The sequence below is a fragment of the Rappaport israeli genome (genome assembly GCF_001888055.1).
Lineage (GTDB): Bacteria > Pseudomonadota > Gammaproteobacteria > Cardiobacteriales > Cardiobacteriaceae > Rappaport > Rappaport israeli.
Genome location: NZ_LXHZ01000003.1, coordinates 14,132 through 30,167 on the forward strand (window position 1 = coordinate 14,132; position 16,036 = coordinate 30,167).

Here is a 16,036-nt window from a genome sequence, read left to right on the forward strand (position 1 = left end):
CATCAGCTGGTGGCGTTGTAAGCGTTAGGCGACTGGTTTTTTAAATAAAGCCAGAGCCAGTGTGCTAGCGCCTGTTCCTAGGGCAATAGCGAGCGCGTATCCTCCTAGATTGATGACAGCGTTAGGAATAAATAATACGAAAATACCCCCATGCGGTGCGCGCAATCCGCATTCAAACCACATACTTAATGCACCAGCTAGTGCTGAGCCTATCATGAGTGCAGGAATGACGCGTAATGGGTCTTTGGCGGCAAATGGAATGGCGCCCTCAGTAATAAAGCTCAAGCCTAAAATTCCTGTTGCTTTGCCTGCTTGGCGCTCTTCCTCACTAAAGCGATTGTGCACTAGGAGCGTAGCAAGGGCGATGGCAAGTGGTGGCGTCATTCCTGCTGCCATTGTCGCTGCCATTGGGGCAAATACATCTGAAGCAATGAGTGCTGTGGAGAATAAATAGGCGGCTTTATTGATTGGGCCACCCATATCAATGGCCATCATTGCGCCTAAGATAGCGCCGAGTAATAGGGCATTAGTGCCTTGCATGTTTTTTAACCAATCTTCTAAGCCAGATTGAATAAAGGCAATGGGTTCACCAATTAAATAATACATTAGCAATCCAACCACCGTTGTGCCCAATAATGGAAGAATAATCATTGGTTTAAGACTTTCTAGCTCTTTGGGCAGTTTGATGATTTTAGACAACCATGCCACCCAATAACCTGCAATAAAGCCTGCTAGAATTGCGCCTAGAAATCCCGCGCCCGTATTTGCAGCGATATATGCGCCCACCATTGCAGGGGCAAGCGCTGTTCTGCCAGCGATTGAATAACCAATATAAGCGCCTAAGATAGGCACAAATAGCGCAAACGCATCTTTCCCAATCCAAAATAAGGTAGCCGCTAGAGTTTGGCGGTATTCCTCTTTATAAATATGAATGCCTTCGGCGCCTAATAAAAATGACCCCAGTGCAAAGCCCAAAGCGATTAATAAACCACCTGCTACTACAAACGGTAGCATATGAGAGACGCCCGTCATTAAATGCTTATAGACCCCTGTTTTTTGCTTATTTGCGCTAGTAGATGTTGAGTGCTCCGCTTGGTGTGGCGTACCTTCTGCAAAAGCTTTTTCAATGACCGCCTGCGCATTGGCAATAGCGGCTTTTGTTGTTGTGCGATACAATTTTTTACCTGCAAAGCGCTGAGCGTCTACATTGGTATCCGCCGCAATAATCACCACTGCCGCCTGTGCAATCTCTTCATCATGCAATACATTTCTAGCGCCGACACTGCCTTGAGTTTCAATTTTTACCGCATATCCCAAGGCTTCAGCGCCTTTCTCTAGCGCTTCCTGAGCCATATAAGTATGCGCCACCCCTGTTGGGCAAGCCGTAACGCCTATGATTAAATCTTTTTGCGTCTTGTGAGATGATGAATTATCTTCACGATGCGCACTGTAGGCATCTGCTGAGGTTGCCACTGCTGATAGCGTCGACAAAATATCTTGAATATCATCAGTCTGAGCCAATCGTTTGGCTGTTTTCTCTTCACTGACCACCGTGCTCAAACGTTTTAAAATTCCCAGATGCTCATTATCTTTCGCCGCAATCCCCACCACTAAATACGCCAACTCACCGTCCTCCCAGTCCACCCCTTGAGGAAATTGCACAATTGCAATGGCCGTTTCATGAATAAAATGGCGGTTTTCAGGGATACCATGCGGAATAGCCACTCCATTGCCTAAATAAGTATTTTCTTGCGCTTCACGCGCCAGCATACTTTGTTCATAGGCAGGGGTTGTTTTTCCATTATTTGCCAATAGTTGAGCGACTTGTGCAATCGCTTCTTGTTTAGAGTTGGCGCGCGCATTTAAGCGAATCAGTTGAGGGGTTAATTGCATCTCTATTCTCCTTCTTAGTACTCTTCTGCAAATTATAAATGTTTTGTTATCTTATAGATAAGATAATTTTCATGATGAAAAATATTAAAAATATGATGATATAAGAAATATCTTGTTAATATCATGGTTTAATTTGGCGGCTTCAAGTATAATTTAGCGCTAAATTTAGTGATTACTAACATTTTTAAACATATATTTATGAAATCTTCTGCAATACAACGTCGTCAACAACTTCTCAAACAACTTACAAACGGCGCAATCTACACACCGGCACAACTTGCTGAGCAACTGGGTGTCTCTATCATGACGATTTATCGTGATTTAAAAGTATTGCAAGCACAAGGTGTTGTGCATAAAGAAAGCGGAGGTGTTTTTAAGGCGCAAGCCAACCCACATCATGCCTTCAATTCATTTTTACCGATTAGCCATCAAGCTGCAAAACAGCCATTGGACGTTTCGCGGCTGCGCATTTAATTGATGAGCAAAAGATTCGCTCATTATTGATTCAGGGACAACGGTTTTAGAATTTGTTAAAGCGTTGCCTGATGTATCCATACAAGTCATGGTTGATAGTTTGCCTGCCTTAAATGCGCTGAGTACTTACCAGCACATGCAAGTGCATGTTATTGGTGGCAAACTCAATATAGACAATGGCATATTTGAAGGCAGTTTAGCGCATGACACCTTAAGCAACTGCCATTTTACTAAAGCCTTTATTGGCACAGATGGCATTGATTTGCGCGCAGGATTAACTACCACCAATACCGCTAACGCGCAACTTACGCGCTTAATGGCAGAACAAGCGGATGAGGTATACATTTTGGCGGATTTATCTAAATTTTATCAACGTGCTTTGGCCAGCATTATGGGCTTTGAACGTATCACTGCCATCATTACACAGCAGGGGGTGAGTGATGAATTTAAAGAATTGTTTTTAAATAAAAATATCAAATTATTTGAGGTGGATTGTTAAAAATAAAATTACTGAGATAGGCAATTAAACATAAATAAAGCTTGTAATGAGAGGATTTAGGGGGAGTTATGGCGGTAGTTTATTATCAGCAGGCGCAGATTTTTAACGGACGGGTGTTGCTAAAAGGGTATAGTTTGGCGGTGGAAGATGGGCGGACGTTGGCGCTCGTGCCTGATGAGTTGGTGGATAAGAATGCGCAGGTGGTGCGCTTGTCGGGAGGAATTTTAACGCCCGGTTATGTGGAGTTGCAGGCTAATGGTGGGGGTGGGGTGTTATTTAATGAGCATCCAACGCTTGCAGGGATTGAGGCGATTTTGGCGGCGCATCGCCAATTTGGCACAGTCGCCATGTTGCCGACTTTTATTACGGATTCGGCGGAGCAATTAGCTTTGGCAATGGCGGCGGTGGCGCAAGGGATTGAGGCGCAGACGGTGGGATTAATTGGGGGGCATTTTGAAGGCCCATTTATTAATGTGGAGAAAAAGGGGACGCATCGTGCGGATTTTATTCGGATGCCTGAGGCGGTGGATTGGCAGATGTTTGCTCGGCGGGATTTGGGCAATAGTTTGGTTACGCTGGCGCCTGAAAAGGTTCCAGAGGGGTTTGTGGCGCATTTGGTGAGCTTGGGTTTTCGGGTGAATGCAGGGCATACGTTAGCGGATGAGCGGGCAATGTTGGCAGCGTTTCATGAGGGGCTGGGTGGGGTTACGCATTTATATAATGCAATGCCTGCTTTTGCAGGACGGTCGTCTGGGGTATTGGCGGCGGCGGTGCGCTTGGGGCTCAATTGCGGAATTATTGTAGATGGGGTGCATAGTGAAGCGGCGGCGTTGCAGGTGGCGTTTAAATTATTAGGGAAGGATTATTTGTCGTTGGTAACCGATAGCATGCATACAATTGGGGCTAAGGGGATTGAGTCGTTTGAATTAACGGGGCAGCGGGTGTTTGTGCAAGGAGACCGCTTGGTCAATGAGGAGGGGTCTTTGGCTGGGGCGCATATTACAATGGAGCGGAGTGTGAAAAATGCGCGTGATTTGATGCAAGTGGGGGTGGCAGATGCGCTGACGATGGCGATTACTACGCCAGCGCGTTATATCGGACGGGCGGATTTGGCGCGAATTACAGGACGACGATTGGCTGATATTTTATATTTAGATGAGGCGCTGTCATTGCAGGCGTTGCCTTGGGTTGAATTGGATTAGATTAGTTGGATTAGGAGGATAAGATGCGTTTTTTGGCATTAAAACGGGGCGCTGATGAGTGGGTGTGTGAATATATTGTGGGGAAGATTAATGCGTTTGCACCAAGTGCAGAGCGTCCTTTTGTGTTGGGATTGCCCACAGGGGGAACGCCTTTGGCGGTGTATCAGCGGTTAATTGAGGCATATCGGCAGGGGCGGGTGAGTTTTAAATATGTGGTTACGATTAATATGGATGAATATTTGGGGCTTGGCGCGGAGCATCCTCAGAGCTATCGTTATTTTATGCAGGAGAATTTTTTTAAGTGGGTGGATATTTTGCCCGAAAATACGCATATTCCAGATGGATTGGCAGAAGATGTGGAGGCTGAGGCGAAGCGTTATGAGCAGTTAATTGCGGATTTAGGCGGTGTGCAGTTATTCTTTGGTGGGGTGGGCAGTGATGGGCATGTGGCGTTTAATGAAGCGGGTTCGTCGCTTGGTTCAAGAACGCGCGTAAAGACGTTGACGCGGCAAACGTTGGCGGATAATGCACGTTTTTTCGATTCTATGGAGGAAGTGCCTAAGTATGCGCTTACGGTGGGCATTGAAACGATTATGCAAGCAAGAGAGGTATTAATTTTAGCCAAGGGGTTAGCAAAGGCGCTGGCGGTAGAGCAAGCGGTGGAGGGTGCGGTAAATGCTTTATGGCCGATTACACGTTTTCAATGCCATGAACGGTTTATTTTAGTATGCGATGAGGCGGCGGCTGGAGAGCTGAAGTTTAAGACGTTGCGTTATTTTGCTAGTACTGAAGGGCAGATTAATCCGCAGTTGCGCGAGGATTTATTGTGCTATAGCGAGGATTAAAGAGGCTTTTATAGGGTCAAAGTATTAAGCGCCATTAAGGCGCTTTTTGTTGCGGGGAATATTTTTTATAAGCAATATTCTAATGCGCTAAGGATGAATTTTTTGCTGGTAGAGAGAAAAATAATGATAATGCGTTTTTCATCAGTTGAGGTGGGGCAATGGCGGGCAAAACATACAGTGTTTCAACGTTAAATCGTAGTGTACGGCAGGCGTTGGAGGCGGATTTTAAGGATATTTGGGTAGAGGGGGAGATTTCTAATTTAATGCGTCCTTCATCGGGGCATTTGTATTTTTCCCTGAAGGATGATGAGGCACAGGTGAGTTGTGCGTTGTTTCGTGGGAGTCAACATAAACTGCAGTTGCCTGTCTTGGAGGTGGCGAATGGGCTGGCGGTAAGGGTACATGCGCGAGTGAGTTTGTATGAACCACGCGGTAATTATCAGCTGATTGTAGATCAGATGGCGCTGGCGGGGATTGGGGCGTTGGAGCAGGCGTTTATTACACGACGCGATGCCTTGCAAAAAGAAGGATTATTTGCCCAAGCGCGTAAACGACCCTTGCCTGTGCGTCCTAAGAGCATTGGGTTGATTACTTCTGCCAGTGGTGCGGCGTTGCATGATGCGTTAACAACGCTTGCACGGCGTAATCCTTTGGTGTCGGTGGTGGTTTATCCGTCTTTGGTGCAGGGGGAATTAGCGCCAGCGCAGTTGATAGCGCAAATTAAGACAGCAAATCGACGTAAAGAATGCGAGGTGTTGTTGCTGATTCGTGGCGGTGGGTCTCTTGAGGATTTATGGGCGTATAATGATGAGGCGCTAGTGCGTGCAATTGTTGCCAGTGAGATTCCGATTGTTAGCGGGGTAGGGCATGAGGTGGATGTAACCTTAGCAGATTTTGCCGCTGACTTACGTGCGCCAACGCCAACGGCAGCTGCTGAACTGAGTTGCGCGAATGTGTCTGAAGATATTGAGGCGCTAAAGTCATGCCAACTTAAGTTACAGCAACAGATGCATTATGCATTAACAGGGCATCAGCAGATATTGGCGCATTGGCAGCAGCGTTTACTAGCGCAAAATCCACAGCGGCTTTTAGAGCGGCAGGCGCAACGCGCAGATGAGTTGGGATTGCGCTTGCAACAGGTCATAGAGCGATCGGTCAAATTAGCACGGGGACAATTAACCCCATGGGCTGAGCGTTTGTCGTTGGAATTATTGCAACGGCGTTTGCAAGCAGCGCAGCGCAATATATTTAATTTGCATGCCTCATTGTTGCGCTTGCAACAACAACGGATGATGCAAGCGCAACAATTGCTACAACATTCTATGCAGGCATTGCACCATTTAAGCCCTCTCAATATTTTAGAGCGTGGTTTTGCGGTGGTACAAAACGCACAACATGAGGTGGTCAGTCAGGCGCATGCTGTACAGACTGGAGAGCGTGTAACTGTGCGCTTAGCGAAGGGGCGGTTAGTCTGTGAGGTGCGTAGGCGCTTAAAATAAAAATGTTTTAAAGATGTGGATTAAATGGGTGGCTTAGCCGAGTTGAGAATAAATAAAAAATGTCTGAATTTTTTCTCAGGCATTTTTTATATTTTTTATACTAGAAACAACTTTCGGGAAGATAATTGAGCGGGAAATTATTATCAGGTGAGCACTGCCAATCTAAACCAATATTAGGAATACTAACCGCTTTCATGCGCAATTGAGTGCTTTTCAGAGCTTTCATGGCGTGGTCGTTAAACATAAGGGTAATGGCGCGTTCATCGGGATTGTCAATAATATTGAGGTCATAATAAGAAGCTTTGGCGTTAAAATTTGAGGTTAATGTTTTGGGAAATATCTTATATTCACGAATATATTGCTCCACATCTTTAGTCGCTAAGCGTAAATCTTCTACTGCTTTTTTAGATTGTTGCAGGGTGCGCCAGTGGTCATAGCCCACATAACCACCCCACGCAATGCCTGAAAATAATCCTAATAGCGCCAATATCATTATCAGTTTTTGCACAGTAAAAGTATTAAAGCAAACGGGCTCAATGCAAGGTGAACTATGATTTTTAGATTTACCATTTTTGCTCTGCACTTGCTTTATCTTGTGATTGGCTTTAGGTGCTACGACCTGAAGCTGTTCAGCGCTGTGTGCATTCTCTGATGCGCTAGTACCCCCTAAATCGACAAAGCCAGTTTGATTAGCAATGGGGTTAGAATTATTGCGCGGGGGGGCAGGTGAAGAGGGTTTTTTAGTCGGAGAATCTGCTATGTCTTTAGGCGTTATAAAGCTATCAAGAGAATCCAATTGTTTTGCATCAATGGCGGTTTTTTTAGCTTCGGGGGCTTTGGCGTTTACTTCGGAATTAAAAAAATCATCTAGTTTGATTTGCTCGGTACATTCATGGGGAGCTTCTTGACAATCTGCTCTATCTGGCAATTCTGCCAAGGCATCGCTAATTTGCATAGAAATGATGTAGTCTTCTTCTTGTGCGGCAATAGTATCATAACGTTCATCTGAGCTAATATTATTGAGTTTTGTAGGCGTTGTTGAAACATCGTTATGTTTGTTGACAGTATCTTGATAATCTGTGAAGAACTGGGATTGTTTTGGCGAGATTTTGCCATTTTTAATCAAAAATTTGTCGTAGTCTTGGCGTTTTTTTTCATCGCTTAAGGTGGATTCAATATTATTTAGGGTAATGTTAAAGCTACCGCTTTGATCTTTACAGCGCAAAATAGCTACAGCAATTCTAACGGTTTCAGAATCTGAATCTGGTTCAATGCCTAAGATTTCATAGTAGTTTTTTGTATTAGCCATATCGTCTTCTACCTTATTTTGATGACTGATAATGCACGATAAATTTGTTTAAAATTAATGCGATATCTTACAATCTCTCTATGACAAAGCAAGCAATATTTTATTTTGGCTTGATAGAGAGTTGTAGGATAGATGTTGAGGCTTACAAGAGAACAAAGATTCATGCTTTATCTTGTTGGAGAGGCAGGCGCAAGGAAAGTCTTGCGCCTAGTGGAGATTAGAGTTGGCGTTCGACGAGTTTGGCTTTAATTTCAGCAATGGCTTTTGCTGGATTAAGCCTTTGGGGCAAGTGTTGGTGCAGTTCATAATGGTATGGCAGCGGTAGAGTTTGAAGCTGTCTTCTAAAAAATCTAGGCGTTTAGCGGTCGATTCATCGCGACTGTCTTGTAGCCAGCGGTGAGCTTGCAATAAGATGGCTGGCCCTAAATAGCGCTCACCATTCCACCAATAACTAGGGCAAGAAGTGGAGCAACAGGCGCAGAGGATGCATTCATATAATCCATCAAGCTTGGCGCGCTCGGCTTCGCTTTGCAGGCGCTCACGTTCGGGCGCAGGGGTTTGGGTTTGTAACCATGGTTCAATGGAGGCATGTTGGGCGTAAAAATGGGTCAAATCTGGCACAAGGTCTTTGACGACGCGCATATGCGGAAGTGGGTAGATGTTGACGTCTTCTTTAATATCATCAATAGCTTTTGTGCAGGCGAGGGTATTGCGTCCGTCAATATTCATTGCGCAAGAGCCGCAAATGCCTTCACGACAAGAGCGGCGCAAGGTGAGTGTGCTGTCGATTTCATTTTTAATTTTTAGCAGCGCATCCAGCACCATGGGGCCACAGTCGTCCAAATCGATTTCGAAGGTATCGGTGCGAGGGTTGGCATTATCACCTGGGTTCCAGCGATAGATTTTAAAGGTTTTGACATTGGTGGCGCCTTCTGGGGCTGGATAATGTTTGCCTTTGGTGATGGTGGAGTTTTTGGGGAGAGAAAATTCGGCCATGGGTTGCTCCTTGGATTTTTTAATAAACGCGTTTTTTGGGTTTGACGTATTCGACTTCGTCTGTGCCGGTGTAGTCATGAACAGGGCGGTAGTCAATGCGGACATTGCCTTGTTCATCAAGCCAAGTTAGGGTGTGTTTCATCCACTGCTTGTCATCGCGTTCGGGATAATCTTCGTGGGCATGTGCGCCACGGCTTTCTTGGCGATTTTCAGCGGCGGTGATGGAGACTTGTGCGCAGGCTAGTAGGTTGGCTAGTTCGAAGGTTTCCACGAGGTCGCTGTTCCAATTTAGGCTTTTATCGCTTACGCGCACACGTTCATAACTTTGATAGATATCAGAAAGTTTGTTAACGCCTTCTTTTAGGCTGTCAGCGGTACGAAAAACGGCAGCATGATTTTGCATGGTGCGTTGCATATTATCGCGAATTTCCGCGGTTGAGAGGTTGCCTTGAGCGTGATGAATGCGGGCGAAGCGTTCTAGTGCTTGTTCAATGGCTGCTTGTGGAATAGGGGCTGGTTTAGAGTTGGGCTGGATGATTTTACGCGCGCGATGAGCAGCGGCACGCCCAAAGACGACAAGGTCAAGAAGGGAATTTGAACCAAGTCGATTTGCACCATGTACCGAGACGCAAGCCGCTTCCCCAATCGCCATTAATCCTGGAACAACAGCATCGGGATTGCCCTCTTTAAGTTGTACCACTTCGCCATGATAATTGGTTGGAATACCGCCCATATTGTAGTGTACGGTGGGGATAACGGGGATGGGCTCTTTGGTTACGTCGACACCAGAAAAGATTTTGGCGGTTTCGGCAATCCCTGGGAGGCGCTGGTTAATAACGTCGCTGCCAAGATGTTCTAAATGTAGATGGATATGGTCATTTTTGCTGCCAACGCCGCGTCCTTCGCGGATTTCTATGGACATGGAGCGTGAGACGACGTCGCGTGAGGCGAGGTCTTTGGCGCTAGGGGCGTAGCGTTCCATGAAGCGCTCACCTTCGTTGTTGGTGAGATAACCACCCTCACCGCGGCTGCCTTCGGTAATTAGACATCCTGAGCCGTAAATGCCTGTGGGGTGGAATTGAGTAAATTCCATATCTTGCAAGGCAAGTCCTGCGCGTAACATCATACCGTTGCCATCGCCTGTACAGGTATGGGCGGAGGTGCAGGATTGCCACGCGCGCCCATAACCGCCTGTTGCCAAAACAACGATTTGTGCGTTAAAAATATGCAGTTCACCGCTGGCTAAATCAAGCGCCATTACCCCGCGACAATCACCCTCTTCCCCCATCAGGAGGTCTGTTGCGAAATATTCAATGAAAAATTCAGCACGATGGCGCAGGGCTTGTTGATAGAGGGTGTGCAACATGGCGTGTCCTGTGCGGTCGGCAGCGGCGCAGGTGCGTTTGGCTTGTCCGCCTTCGCCAAATTCTTTGGTCATACCGCCAAAGGGGCGCTGATAAATTTTGCCTTCTTCGGTGCGCGAGAAGGGCATGCCGTAGTGTTCGAGTTCGATGATAGCAGGAATGGCTTCTCGGCACATGTAGGCGATGGCGTCTTGGTCGCCAAGCCAGTCAGAACCTTTGACGGTATCATAAAAATGCCATTGCCATTTGTCTTCATCCATATTAGCAAGTGCGCCTGCAATGCCACCTTGAGCGGCGACGGTGTGGGAGCGCGTGGGGAATACTTTGGTTACACAGGCGGTTTTGAGTCCTTCTAATGCCATGCCAAAGGTTGCGCGTAGACCAGCGCCACCTGCACCAACGACGATAACGTCGTAGCTATGATGATGAATTTTGTAGTTTTTGCTCATGATTATTCTCAAGGGTTAAATTAGCGCGAGGCGCAAAATGGAGATGCTGGCGATAATAGCGCCGATAAAACAAGCATTATTAATGGCAATGATGGAGAGCCATTTGGTTTTTTCACAATGGACATAGTCTTCTATGACAACTTGTGCGCCCAGTGCGCCATGATAAAAACCTGCTAGCACAAAGGCGAGCGCTAAGGCGCTGTTAAATGGGTTGGCAAAAAAGCTATGTACTTCGCCAAGATGATGCGCTGTGGCGAGGCGAAATAGGGCATATAGAAAATATAGGGCGAGAGGAATGAGGGTGAGGGCGCTGGCGCGTTGATAAATGAAATGTCCTGTGCCGTTGCCCGCAGAACCAAGTCCTTTAACTTTTTTTAGGGATTTAAAAATGCTCATGCGATGTTCTCTATAGGGAAAAAGATAGGATAATCCAAAAAATTAGGTTGACGCTAATGGCGCTGATGGCAACGATGCGTCCGCTTTTTCTGGCTTGATGCAGTTCTAGGTTGTAGCCAAAATCCCACAGTAAATGGCGGATGCCGTTGCAAAAGTGATAAATCAATGCACCGCTACCCATAAACATCACTAAAACAATAAACGGATTGGCAAGGAAATGATTGGCGCTTGCGTAGCTGTCAACGCCACCTGCTGCCATCATTAACCAGCCCGTGAGTATAAATAAGCTTATTAAGGTGCATACGCCAGTGATGCGGTGCAAAATGGACATGAGGGAGGTGAAGTCGGTCATGCGATAGACTTGTAGATGGGGGGATAACGGTCGATTATCAGTTTGCATGATTTGATTGCCTCTTTTTTTGATTAATAAATATTTGCTAGGTGGTGCGTTGGCGGTTGCTATTGTGAGTGCAATGCCAACGTTGAGTTAATAAGTATAACAAAAATTGGCGATAAAAATCTCGCCAATATGTGTGGGAAAGTGGATTATTTTGTAGTGCTTTTAAAGACTTAATGAGAATTATTCTTAATTTTGTGGGTTGGCTAAGGGTGATTAAAAATCAACACAACGTCCTTTGCGTTCCCAATCCCCATAGCGAGTAGCTCAAGTCCTTTTGGACCGCCAATTTCATCGGTTTGGGCTTTTTGGGTGCTTGGGTCGGTGGGGGTTTGGTCGGGGTGTTTGGTTTTTGGGAGGGGTTGGTTGACTCATGTTTGCTATCCTCTTTATGGGGGGTTAGTTGCTATAATAGCGCGATTTTTAATAGGGGTTCAATGGGGGGAATATGCGAGAAGAGGAGCAGGTGCAGGGTTGGGGGCGTTGTGGGTGAGCGGTGAAGAGGCGGTGGTGTTTTTAAATGGGCAGTTGACTATTAATGTGGGGCGTTTGCAACAGCAGTGGAAGGTGGCGGGCTATTGTGCGCCTTCGGGGAAGGTTTTAGCGGTGATGTGGGTTGTGCCATGGCAACGTGATGGGGTGCAAGGATTTTATTTGCTGATGCCAAATGTGTTGCTGGAGGCTGTGCAGGCGCGTTTGAAAAAGTTTATTTTGCGCAGTCGGGTGAGCTTGGAGGTGGTGGCGTTGTCTATGCGGGTATTAAATTTGGGGGGAGAAAAGGCGTTAGAGTTTGCTTTGCCAGTGGTAGAAGATGAGGCAGGGGGGCTGTGCTTGACGTTTCCTAATGGGGCGGTGGTGTGGTGTGGGTTTGATGAGCAGGGTGCAACTCAGGATTGGCAGGAGTTGCGTGCGCTTTGTATTGGGCTGGGGATGGCGATGGTTTATGTTTCAACGAGTGATGTGTTTGTGCCGCAGATGTTGGGTTTAACGGCGATTGGGGCGGTGGAGTTTGATAAGGGGTGTTATGTGGGGCAGGAGGTGGTGGCGCGGTTGCACTATAAATCTCAGGTACGGCAGCATTTGGGGTGGGCGATTGTGGATAAGATGTGGATAAGGGATTTGCAGGTGGGCGAGGCGCTTTTTTATGAACAGCAAAAAGCGGCGGTGGTATTAGATTGGGTGCAGGGTGAGCAGGGATTTTGGGTGCAGGCGGTGATTCAACAGCGATTTGTGGGAAAGAAACTTGGGCGTAAAGATAAAGAAGATAAGATAATATTTGAATTAAATCATGAAGCTGCAGCATTAAAGGAGGATAACAATGGATGAGAAAAGCATAACGACGCGACAAAAAGCATTGCGGATTAATTTGGATGAGCGCAAATATGGCACGATTGTAGAAATTGGTGCTGGGCAGGAGGTGGCAAGAGAGTTTTTTCGTGCTGGGGCGGCTGCAGGTACGATTGCTAAAACGATGTCGGCTTATGATATGCAGTTTTCTAATGCAATTTATGGGGAGGACGCCAGTGGGCGTTTTGTGTGTCGCTCGCGTTTGTTTGTGATGCTAGAACGTGAGTTTGGTTTGGTGATTGAACGGGTGCGCGATAGTCGCCCCAAGACGTCGACGTTTTTTGCATATGCTGCAACGGTGGCGGCAAAAAGTTTTAATCGTGATCATGAATGCCATGCGTGGTGTGGGATTCGTTTGCAGTTGTATCCTGAGGCGCCGCCAAGCGATATTGTGATTCATGTGCGGATGTTGGATAAAGATGCTAATCAACAACAGGAAGCGCTAGGGGTGGTGGGGGTGAATTTGATTTATGGGGCGTATTATTTATTTGATTCTCCGCGTAAATTGATTGATTCGCTCACAGAGGGGTTGGAAGAGGGGCGTGTGGAGATTGATAGTATTGAGTTTTTTGGTCCGTATTTTGAGGATTTGGATAATCGGACGCTAAATTTGCATTTGATTCGTTCGTGGAAAACGCGCGCGATTATGTTTAACCCTAATGGTAAGGTACGCGTCCCTGCGGAGCTGTTGTATAAGAAAAATGTATTGGTTACACGGGGGTCGTTTAAGCCTTATACTCTCATCAATGCCGATATGATGCAGCAGGGGTTTAAGGAGTTTATGCAAATATCTGGAATTACGCCTGAAAATACGCTGCTTTTAGCAGAAATTACTATGAATCAGTTGGTGGGCAATAATGAAAATATTGAAGAGGACGATTTTGTTGAGCGGGTCGACCAATTAAGTGCGTTGGGCTATCACGTGTTGATTTCTGATTATGTGCGCTATTTTAGTTTGCGTGCTTACTTTCGCCAGTTTACAAAAAAATATATTGGCATGGTGTTGGGGATGGATTCGTTACGACGCATTTTTAATGAGGATTTTTATCGTGGGGTTGAAGGCGGTATTTTAGAAGGATTTGGCAAGCTATTCCCTGATAATACAATTATTTATGCCTACCCTGAAAAAGGAAAAGATGGGCAGGAAGTCAATTATGAAAATATTCAAATTCCTGAGCATTTGCAATATTTATATAAGCATTTGGTGCAAAATGGTTTTATCCGCGGGATTCATGATTCTAATTCAGAGCTATTTGATATTTTCTCGCGTGATGTGCTAAATGAGATTCAGCAAAATATTTCTGGATGGGAAGAGAAAGTGCCAGAGCCAATTGCCGCGTTGATTAAGGAGCGGAAATTGTTTGGTCTTAACAGCCGTTAGCTTAGAATAGTTTGCTATACTCTGGATTAATTGGTCAATATTACAAAGGGAGAAAAAAATGCAGTTTAATACTGAGATGATGATTGCAGCTGTGGTGGGGTTTATCGTGGGGGCGTTGTTGATTTGGCTAATCAGTAGCACTAAACAAAAAAGCGCCTCTGAAAGTCAATCGGCATTGCAAAAAGAAAAAGAGGCGCTACAAAAAGAATATAACCAATACCGTGATGAGGTGAATGCGCATTTTGCGAAAACTGCCGATGCGGTGGACAATCTGACTAAAAGTTATCAGGATGTGTTTGCGCACTTAAGCGATGGGGCGCAACATTTGATGGATAAAGAAGCATTGCAGGCGCAGTTGAAAAAGCGCGAAGGTAAGGCGGTAACGCTGGCGTATTTGGTGGATAAAAACACGCTTAAACAGGTGGATGAGAAATCAGTAGTTTTAACTAAGCCTTCTACACCACAAGAAGGCGTACAAAAAGAAATATTTAAAAAAGAACGAGATGTACTAATTACCGCGCCACAAAAAGAGACGGATAAACAGGCGAATAAGACAGCTGATTCTACAAATGAAACGCCAACAATGCAGGCGACACCAACAAAATACACGCCTGTATCAAATGAGGCGGGCGAAGCAAAAAGCGCTGAAGTAGTGAAAACGCCAGCACAAATTGCAGCAGAAAAAGCAGGATTTTCATTTGACCATATAAATGGCAAAAATACACAGGCGGAAGTCGAGCCTTCGGTTGTGTCTAAAAAAGAAACTGATAAAGCGGTTAATGTTGGTGGCGCTCAGTCAACGCCTAAAGCTGGAGAAGCACCGATAAAGCTGGGGGCAGTAGAGGAAGAAAGTGCGATTGATTCTGTGAAAAGACATTTGCGCAATAACAGTGATAAAACAAACTGAGGAGGGAAAATGCGGGTTTTAAAAGGTTTAGGGTTGGCAATGATGGCGGTGGTTATGAGTGCTTGCCACAGTAGCGCGCCATCTGATTTGCTTGAAAGTGTGAGCGCTAAAGACCATGCAGGAGATCAATGGGTGTTAGAGGCGGGAGTGCTTGCTGGCAAGGCGTTGGATTTGTCTATTCTTGAGGCGGGTAATCGCATTACGCTGACATTTTATGAACAGCAAGCTTTGGTTGGGCAGTCGGCGGTGAATAATTATCGCGTTCCTGTAACGGTGAAGGGGGCTAAAATTGAGCATACTGGACCAGTGATTAGCACATTGATGGCAGCCCCTGTGGAGTTGATGAATTTAGAACATCAGTATTTGCAGGCGATGGAAAAAGTAGCGGAAATTCAACGCAAAGGCGCGCAGTTGGTGTTGGTAGGGGATGGGGTGCGGTTACAGTATCGCGCGCTTTAGGGTTGAGTGTTCAATAATGGCTGTTGTTTAGGCGGTTAAGAATAATCGCCTAAATTTTTTAGTTGGGAGTTAATGAAAATATGCTGGGTTTTCTGAAGTTTGGTGTTTTATATTTTATTGGCGATTTTCTTTCGAAGGTTGTAGGGTTTTTGAAGGTTGTAGATATTCTAGATCATTTAAGTGGGGCATCTGTTATTTGGGCTTTATTCTCAGGGGGGGTGTTTATTGTTCTAAGTAATAAGTTAATAATATCTATCCCTGAGAGAATGATGAGATTGCATTATGTTCTTTTTATCGGAGTACCAATAGTAGTTCTTTTTTCATGTTTGAATACGAATTTTGAACAGTGGTGGCTGGAGAAATTATCAGATGATCATAAGATGTTTTTGGGCATGTTTTTGTCTTCTATTATTGTTTTTGTATATTTGATTTTGGTTGTTATATTTATGTCCGCTTCTCGTTTTCGAGATATCAATAGCAATCCTGCACTTGCTTTCTTATTATTGGTTCCATTTGTTCATTTATTAGTTATTTTAGCGCTGTGTTTTCTTCCTGGGACTGTTGGGAAAAATCAGTATGGGGAAGACCCTAAATTGAAAGGTGTTGAGGCGGAATAATT

At 45.5% G+C, this 16,036-nt stretch carries 15 protein-coding genes and 1 pseudogene; 10 read left to right on the forward strand and 6 right to left on the reverse strand.

Annotated features, from left to right (window positions below):
* Window positions 1-24: 24 nt before the first annotated feature.
* The gene (locus tag A5N84_RS00270) at window positions 25-1,893 is read right to left on the reverse strand and encodes a fructose-specific PTS transporter subunit EIIC (RefSeq protein ID WP_072280819.1); all 1,869 of its coding nucleotides are present in this window, start codon (window positions 1,891-1,893) and stop codon (window positions 25-27) included.
* Window positions 1,894-2,091: 198 nt separating this feature from the next.
* Here A5N84_RS00270 and A5N84_RS00275 point away from each other — a divergent pair, with 198 nt between their 5' ends.
* The 5 genes from A5N84_RS00275 to xseA all read left to right on the forward strand — a co-directional run bounded on the left by A5N84_RS00275 (window position 2,092) and on the right by xseA (window position 6,412).
* Complete coding sequence (locus A5N84_RS00275) at window positions 2,092-2,367, forward strand: HTH domain-containing protein (RefSeq protein WP_143324757.1); 276 nt, start codon at window positions 2,092-2,094, stop codon at window positions 2,365-2,367.
* 22 nt (window positions 2,368-2,389) lie between these two features.
* Window positions 2,390-2,866 carry a DeoR/GlpR family DNA-binding transcription regulator gene (locus A5N84_RS00280; RefSeq protein WP_078055485.1) on the forward strand — a complete coding sequence of 159 codons (477 nt, stop codon included), beginning with the start codon at window positions 2,390-2,392 and terminating at the stop codon, window positions 2,864-2,866.
* Window positions 2,867-2,934: 68 nt separating this feature from the next.
* Complete coding sequence (gene nagA / locus A5N84_RS00285) at window positions 2,935-4,068, forward strand: N-acetylglucosamine-6-phosphate deacetylase (RefSeq protein WP_072280822.1); 1,134 nt, start codon at window positions 2,935-2,937, stop codon at window positions 4,066-4,068.
* 23 nt (window positions 4,069-4,091) lie between these two features.
* Window positions 4,092-4,913, forward strand: a complete 822-nt coding sequence (gene nagB / locus A5N84_RS00290) for a glucosamine-6-phosphate deaminase (RefSeq protein WP_072280823.1) — start codon at window positions 4,092-4,094, stop codon at window positions 4,911-4,913.
* A 158-nt stretch (window positions 4,914-5,071) separates the two neighbouring features.
* Complete coding sequence (gene xseA / locus A5N84_RS00295) at window positions 5,072-6,412, forward strand: exodeoxyribonuclease VII large subunit (protein WP_072280824.1); 1,341 nt, start codon at window positions 5,072-5,074, stop codon at window positions 6,410-6,412.
* Window positions 6,413-6,512: 100 nt separating this feature from the next.
* Here the strand turns inward: xseA and A5N84_RS00300 are convergent, their stop codons facing one another.
* From A5N84_RS00300 to sdhC, 5 genes and pseudogenes are all read right to left on the reverse strand, one after another.
* A complete protein-coding gene (locus A5N84_RS00300; protein WP_072280825.1) occupies window positions 6,513-7,721 on the reverse strand; it encodes a J domain-containing protein in 1,209 nt (402 codons plus the stop codon).
* 217 nt (window positions 7,722-7,938) lie between these two features.
* Window positions 7,939-8,717, reverse strand: a pseudogene (locus A5N84_RS00305) (succinate dehydrogenase iron-sulfur subunit).
* 19 nt (window positions 8,718-8,736) lie between these two features.
* Window positions 8,737-10,530: a succinate dehydrogenase flavoprotein subunit gene (sdhA, locus tag A5N84_RS00310; RefSeq protein ID WP_072280826.1), complete on the reverse strand. Its 1,794-nt coding sequence runs from the start codon at window positions 10,528-10,530 to the stop codon at window positions 8,737-8,739.
* A 15-nt stretch (window positions 10,531-10,545) separates the two neighbouring features.
* On the reverse strand, window positions 10,546-10,926 hold the full coding sequence (gene sdhD / locus A5N84_RS00315) for a succinate dehydrogenase, hydrophobic membrane anchor protein (protein WP_072280827.1): 381 nt from the start codon (window positions 10,924-10,926) through the stop codon (window positions 10,546-10,548).
* Between the two features lie 10 nt (window positions 10,927-10,936).
* Window positions 10,937-11,326 (reverse strand): succinate dehydrogenase, cytochrome b556 subunit, encoded by a 390-nt coding sequence (gene sdhC, locus A5N84_RS00320; RefSeq protein ID WP_072280828.1) that lies wholly within the window; start codon window positions 11,324-11,326, stop codon window positions 10,937-10,939.
* Between the two features lie 309 nt (window positions 11,327-11,635).
* On the opposite strand from sdhC, the gene ygfZ reads away from it, so the two are divergent.
* From ygfZ to A5N84_RS00350, 5 genes are all read left to right on the forward strand, one after another.
* Window positions 11,636-12,649, forward strand: a complete 1,014-nt coding sequence (gene ygfZ, locus A5N84_RS00330) for a CAF17-like 4Fe-4S cluster assembly/insertion protein YgfZ (protein WP_143324758.1) — start codon at window positions 11,636-11,638, stop codon at window positions 12,647-12,649.
* Window positions 12,642-14,051, forward strand: a complete 1,410-nt coding sequence (locus A5N84_RS00335) for a nicotinate-nucleotide adenylyltransferase (protein ID WP_072280830.1) — start codon at window positions 12,642-12,644, stop codon at window positions 14,049-14,051. Before ygfZ ends, A5N84_RS00335 begins: the two co-directional genes overlap by 8 nt.
* A 58-nt stretch (window positions 14,052-14,109) precedes the next feature.
* The gene (locus tag A5N84_RS00340) at window positions 14,110-14,958 is read left to right on the forward strand and encodes a YhcB family protein (protein ID WP_072280831.1); all 849 of its coding nucleotides are present in this window, start codon (window positions 14,110-14,112) and stop codon (window positions 14,956-14,958) included.
* A gap of 9 nt (window positions 14,959-14,967) precedes the next feature.
* A complete protein-coding gene (locus tag A5N84_RS00345) occupies window positions 14,968-15,417 on the forward strand; it encodes an META domain-containing protein (RefSeq protein WP_072280832.1) in 450 nt (149 codons plus the stop codon).
* 80 nt (window positions 15,418-15,497) lie between these two features.
* Window positions 15,498-16,034 (forward strand): DUF805 domain-containing protein, encoded by a 537-nt coding sequence (locus A5N84_RS00350; protein WP_158008597.1) that lies wholly within the window; start codon window positions 15,498-15,500, stop codon window positions 16,032-16,034.
* Window positions 16,035-16,036 lie beyond the last annotated feature (2 nt).

What these genes read in the sequence shown, in the direction of transcription:
- A5N84_RS00270 (WP_072280819.1), bottom strand. Translation starts at nt 1,893, where the DNA reads ATGCAATTAACCCCTCAACTGATTCGCTTAAATGCGCGCGCCAACTCT.
- A5N84_RS00345 (WP_072280832.1), top strand. Translation starts at nt 14,968, where the DNA reads ATGCGGGTTTTAAAAGGTTTAGGGTTGGCAATGATGGCGGTGGTTATG.
- sdhC (WP_072280828.1), bottom strand. Translation starts at nt 11,326, where the DNA reads ATGCAAACTGATAATCGACCGTTATCCCCCCATCTACAAGTCTATCGC.
- nagA (WP_072280822.1), top strand. Translation starts at nt 2,935, where the DNA reads ATGGCGGTAGTTTATTATCAGCAGGCGCAGATTTTTAACGGACGGGTG.
- A5N84_RS00300 (WP_072280825.1), bottom strand. Translation starts at nt 7,721, where the DNA reads ATGGCTAATACAAAAAACTACTATGAAATCTTAGGCATTGAACCAGAT.
- sdhD (WP_072280827.1), bottom strand. Translation starts at nt 10,926, where the DNA reads ATGAGCATTTTTAAATCCCTAAAAAAAGTTAAAGGACTTGGTTCTGCG.
- A5N84_RS00275 (WP_143324757.1), top strand. Translation starts at nt 2,092, where the DNA reads ATGAAATCTTCTGCAATACAACGTCGTCAACAACTTCTCAAACAACTT.
- A5N84_RS00335 (WP_072280830.1), top strand. Translation starts at nt 12,642, where the DNA reads ATGGATGAGAAAAGCATAACGACGCGACAAAAAGCATTGCGGATTAAT.
- A5N84_RS00340 (WP_072280831.1), top strand. Translation starts at nt 14,110, where the DNA reads ATGCAGTTTAATACTGAGATGATGATTGCAGCTGTGGTGGGGTTTATC.
- sdhA (WP_072280826.1), bottom strand. Translation starts at nt 10,530, where the DNA reads ATGAGCAAAAACTACAAAATTCATCATCATAGCTACGACGTTATCGTC.
- xseA (WP_072280824.1), top strand. Translation starts at nt 5,072, where the DNA reads ATGGCGGGCAAAACATACAGTGTTTCAACGTTAAATCGTAGTGTACGG.
- nagB (WP_072280823.1), top strand. Translation starts at nt 4,092, where the DNA reads ATGCGTTTTTTGGCATTAAAACGGGGCGCTGATGAGTGGGTGTGTGAA.
- A5N84_RS00350 (WP_158008597.1), top strand. Translation starts at nt 15,498, where the DNA reads ATGCTGGGTTTTCTGAAGTTTGGTGTTTTATATTTTATTGGCGATTTT.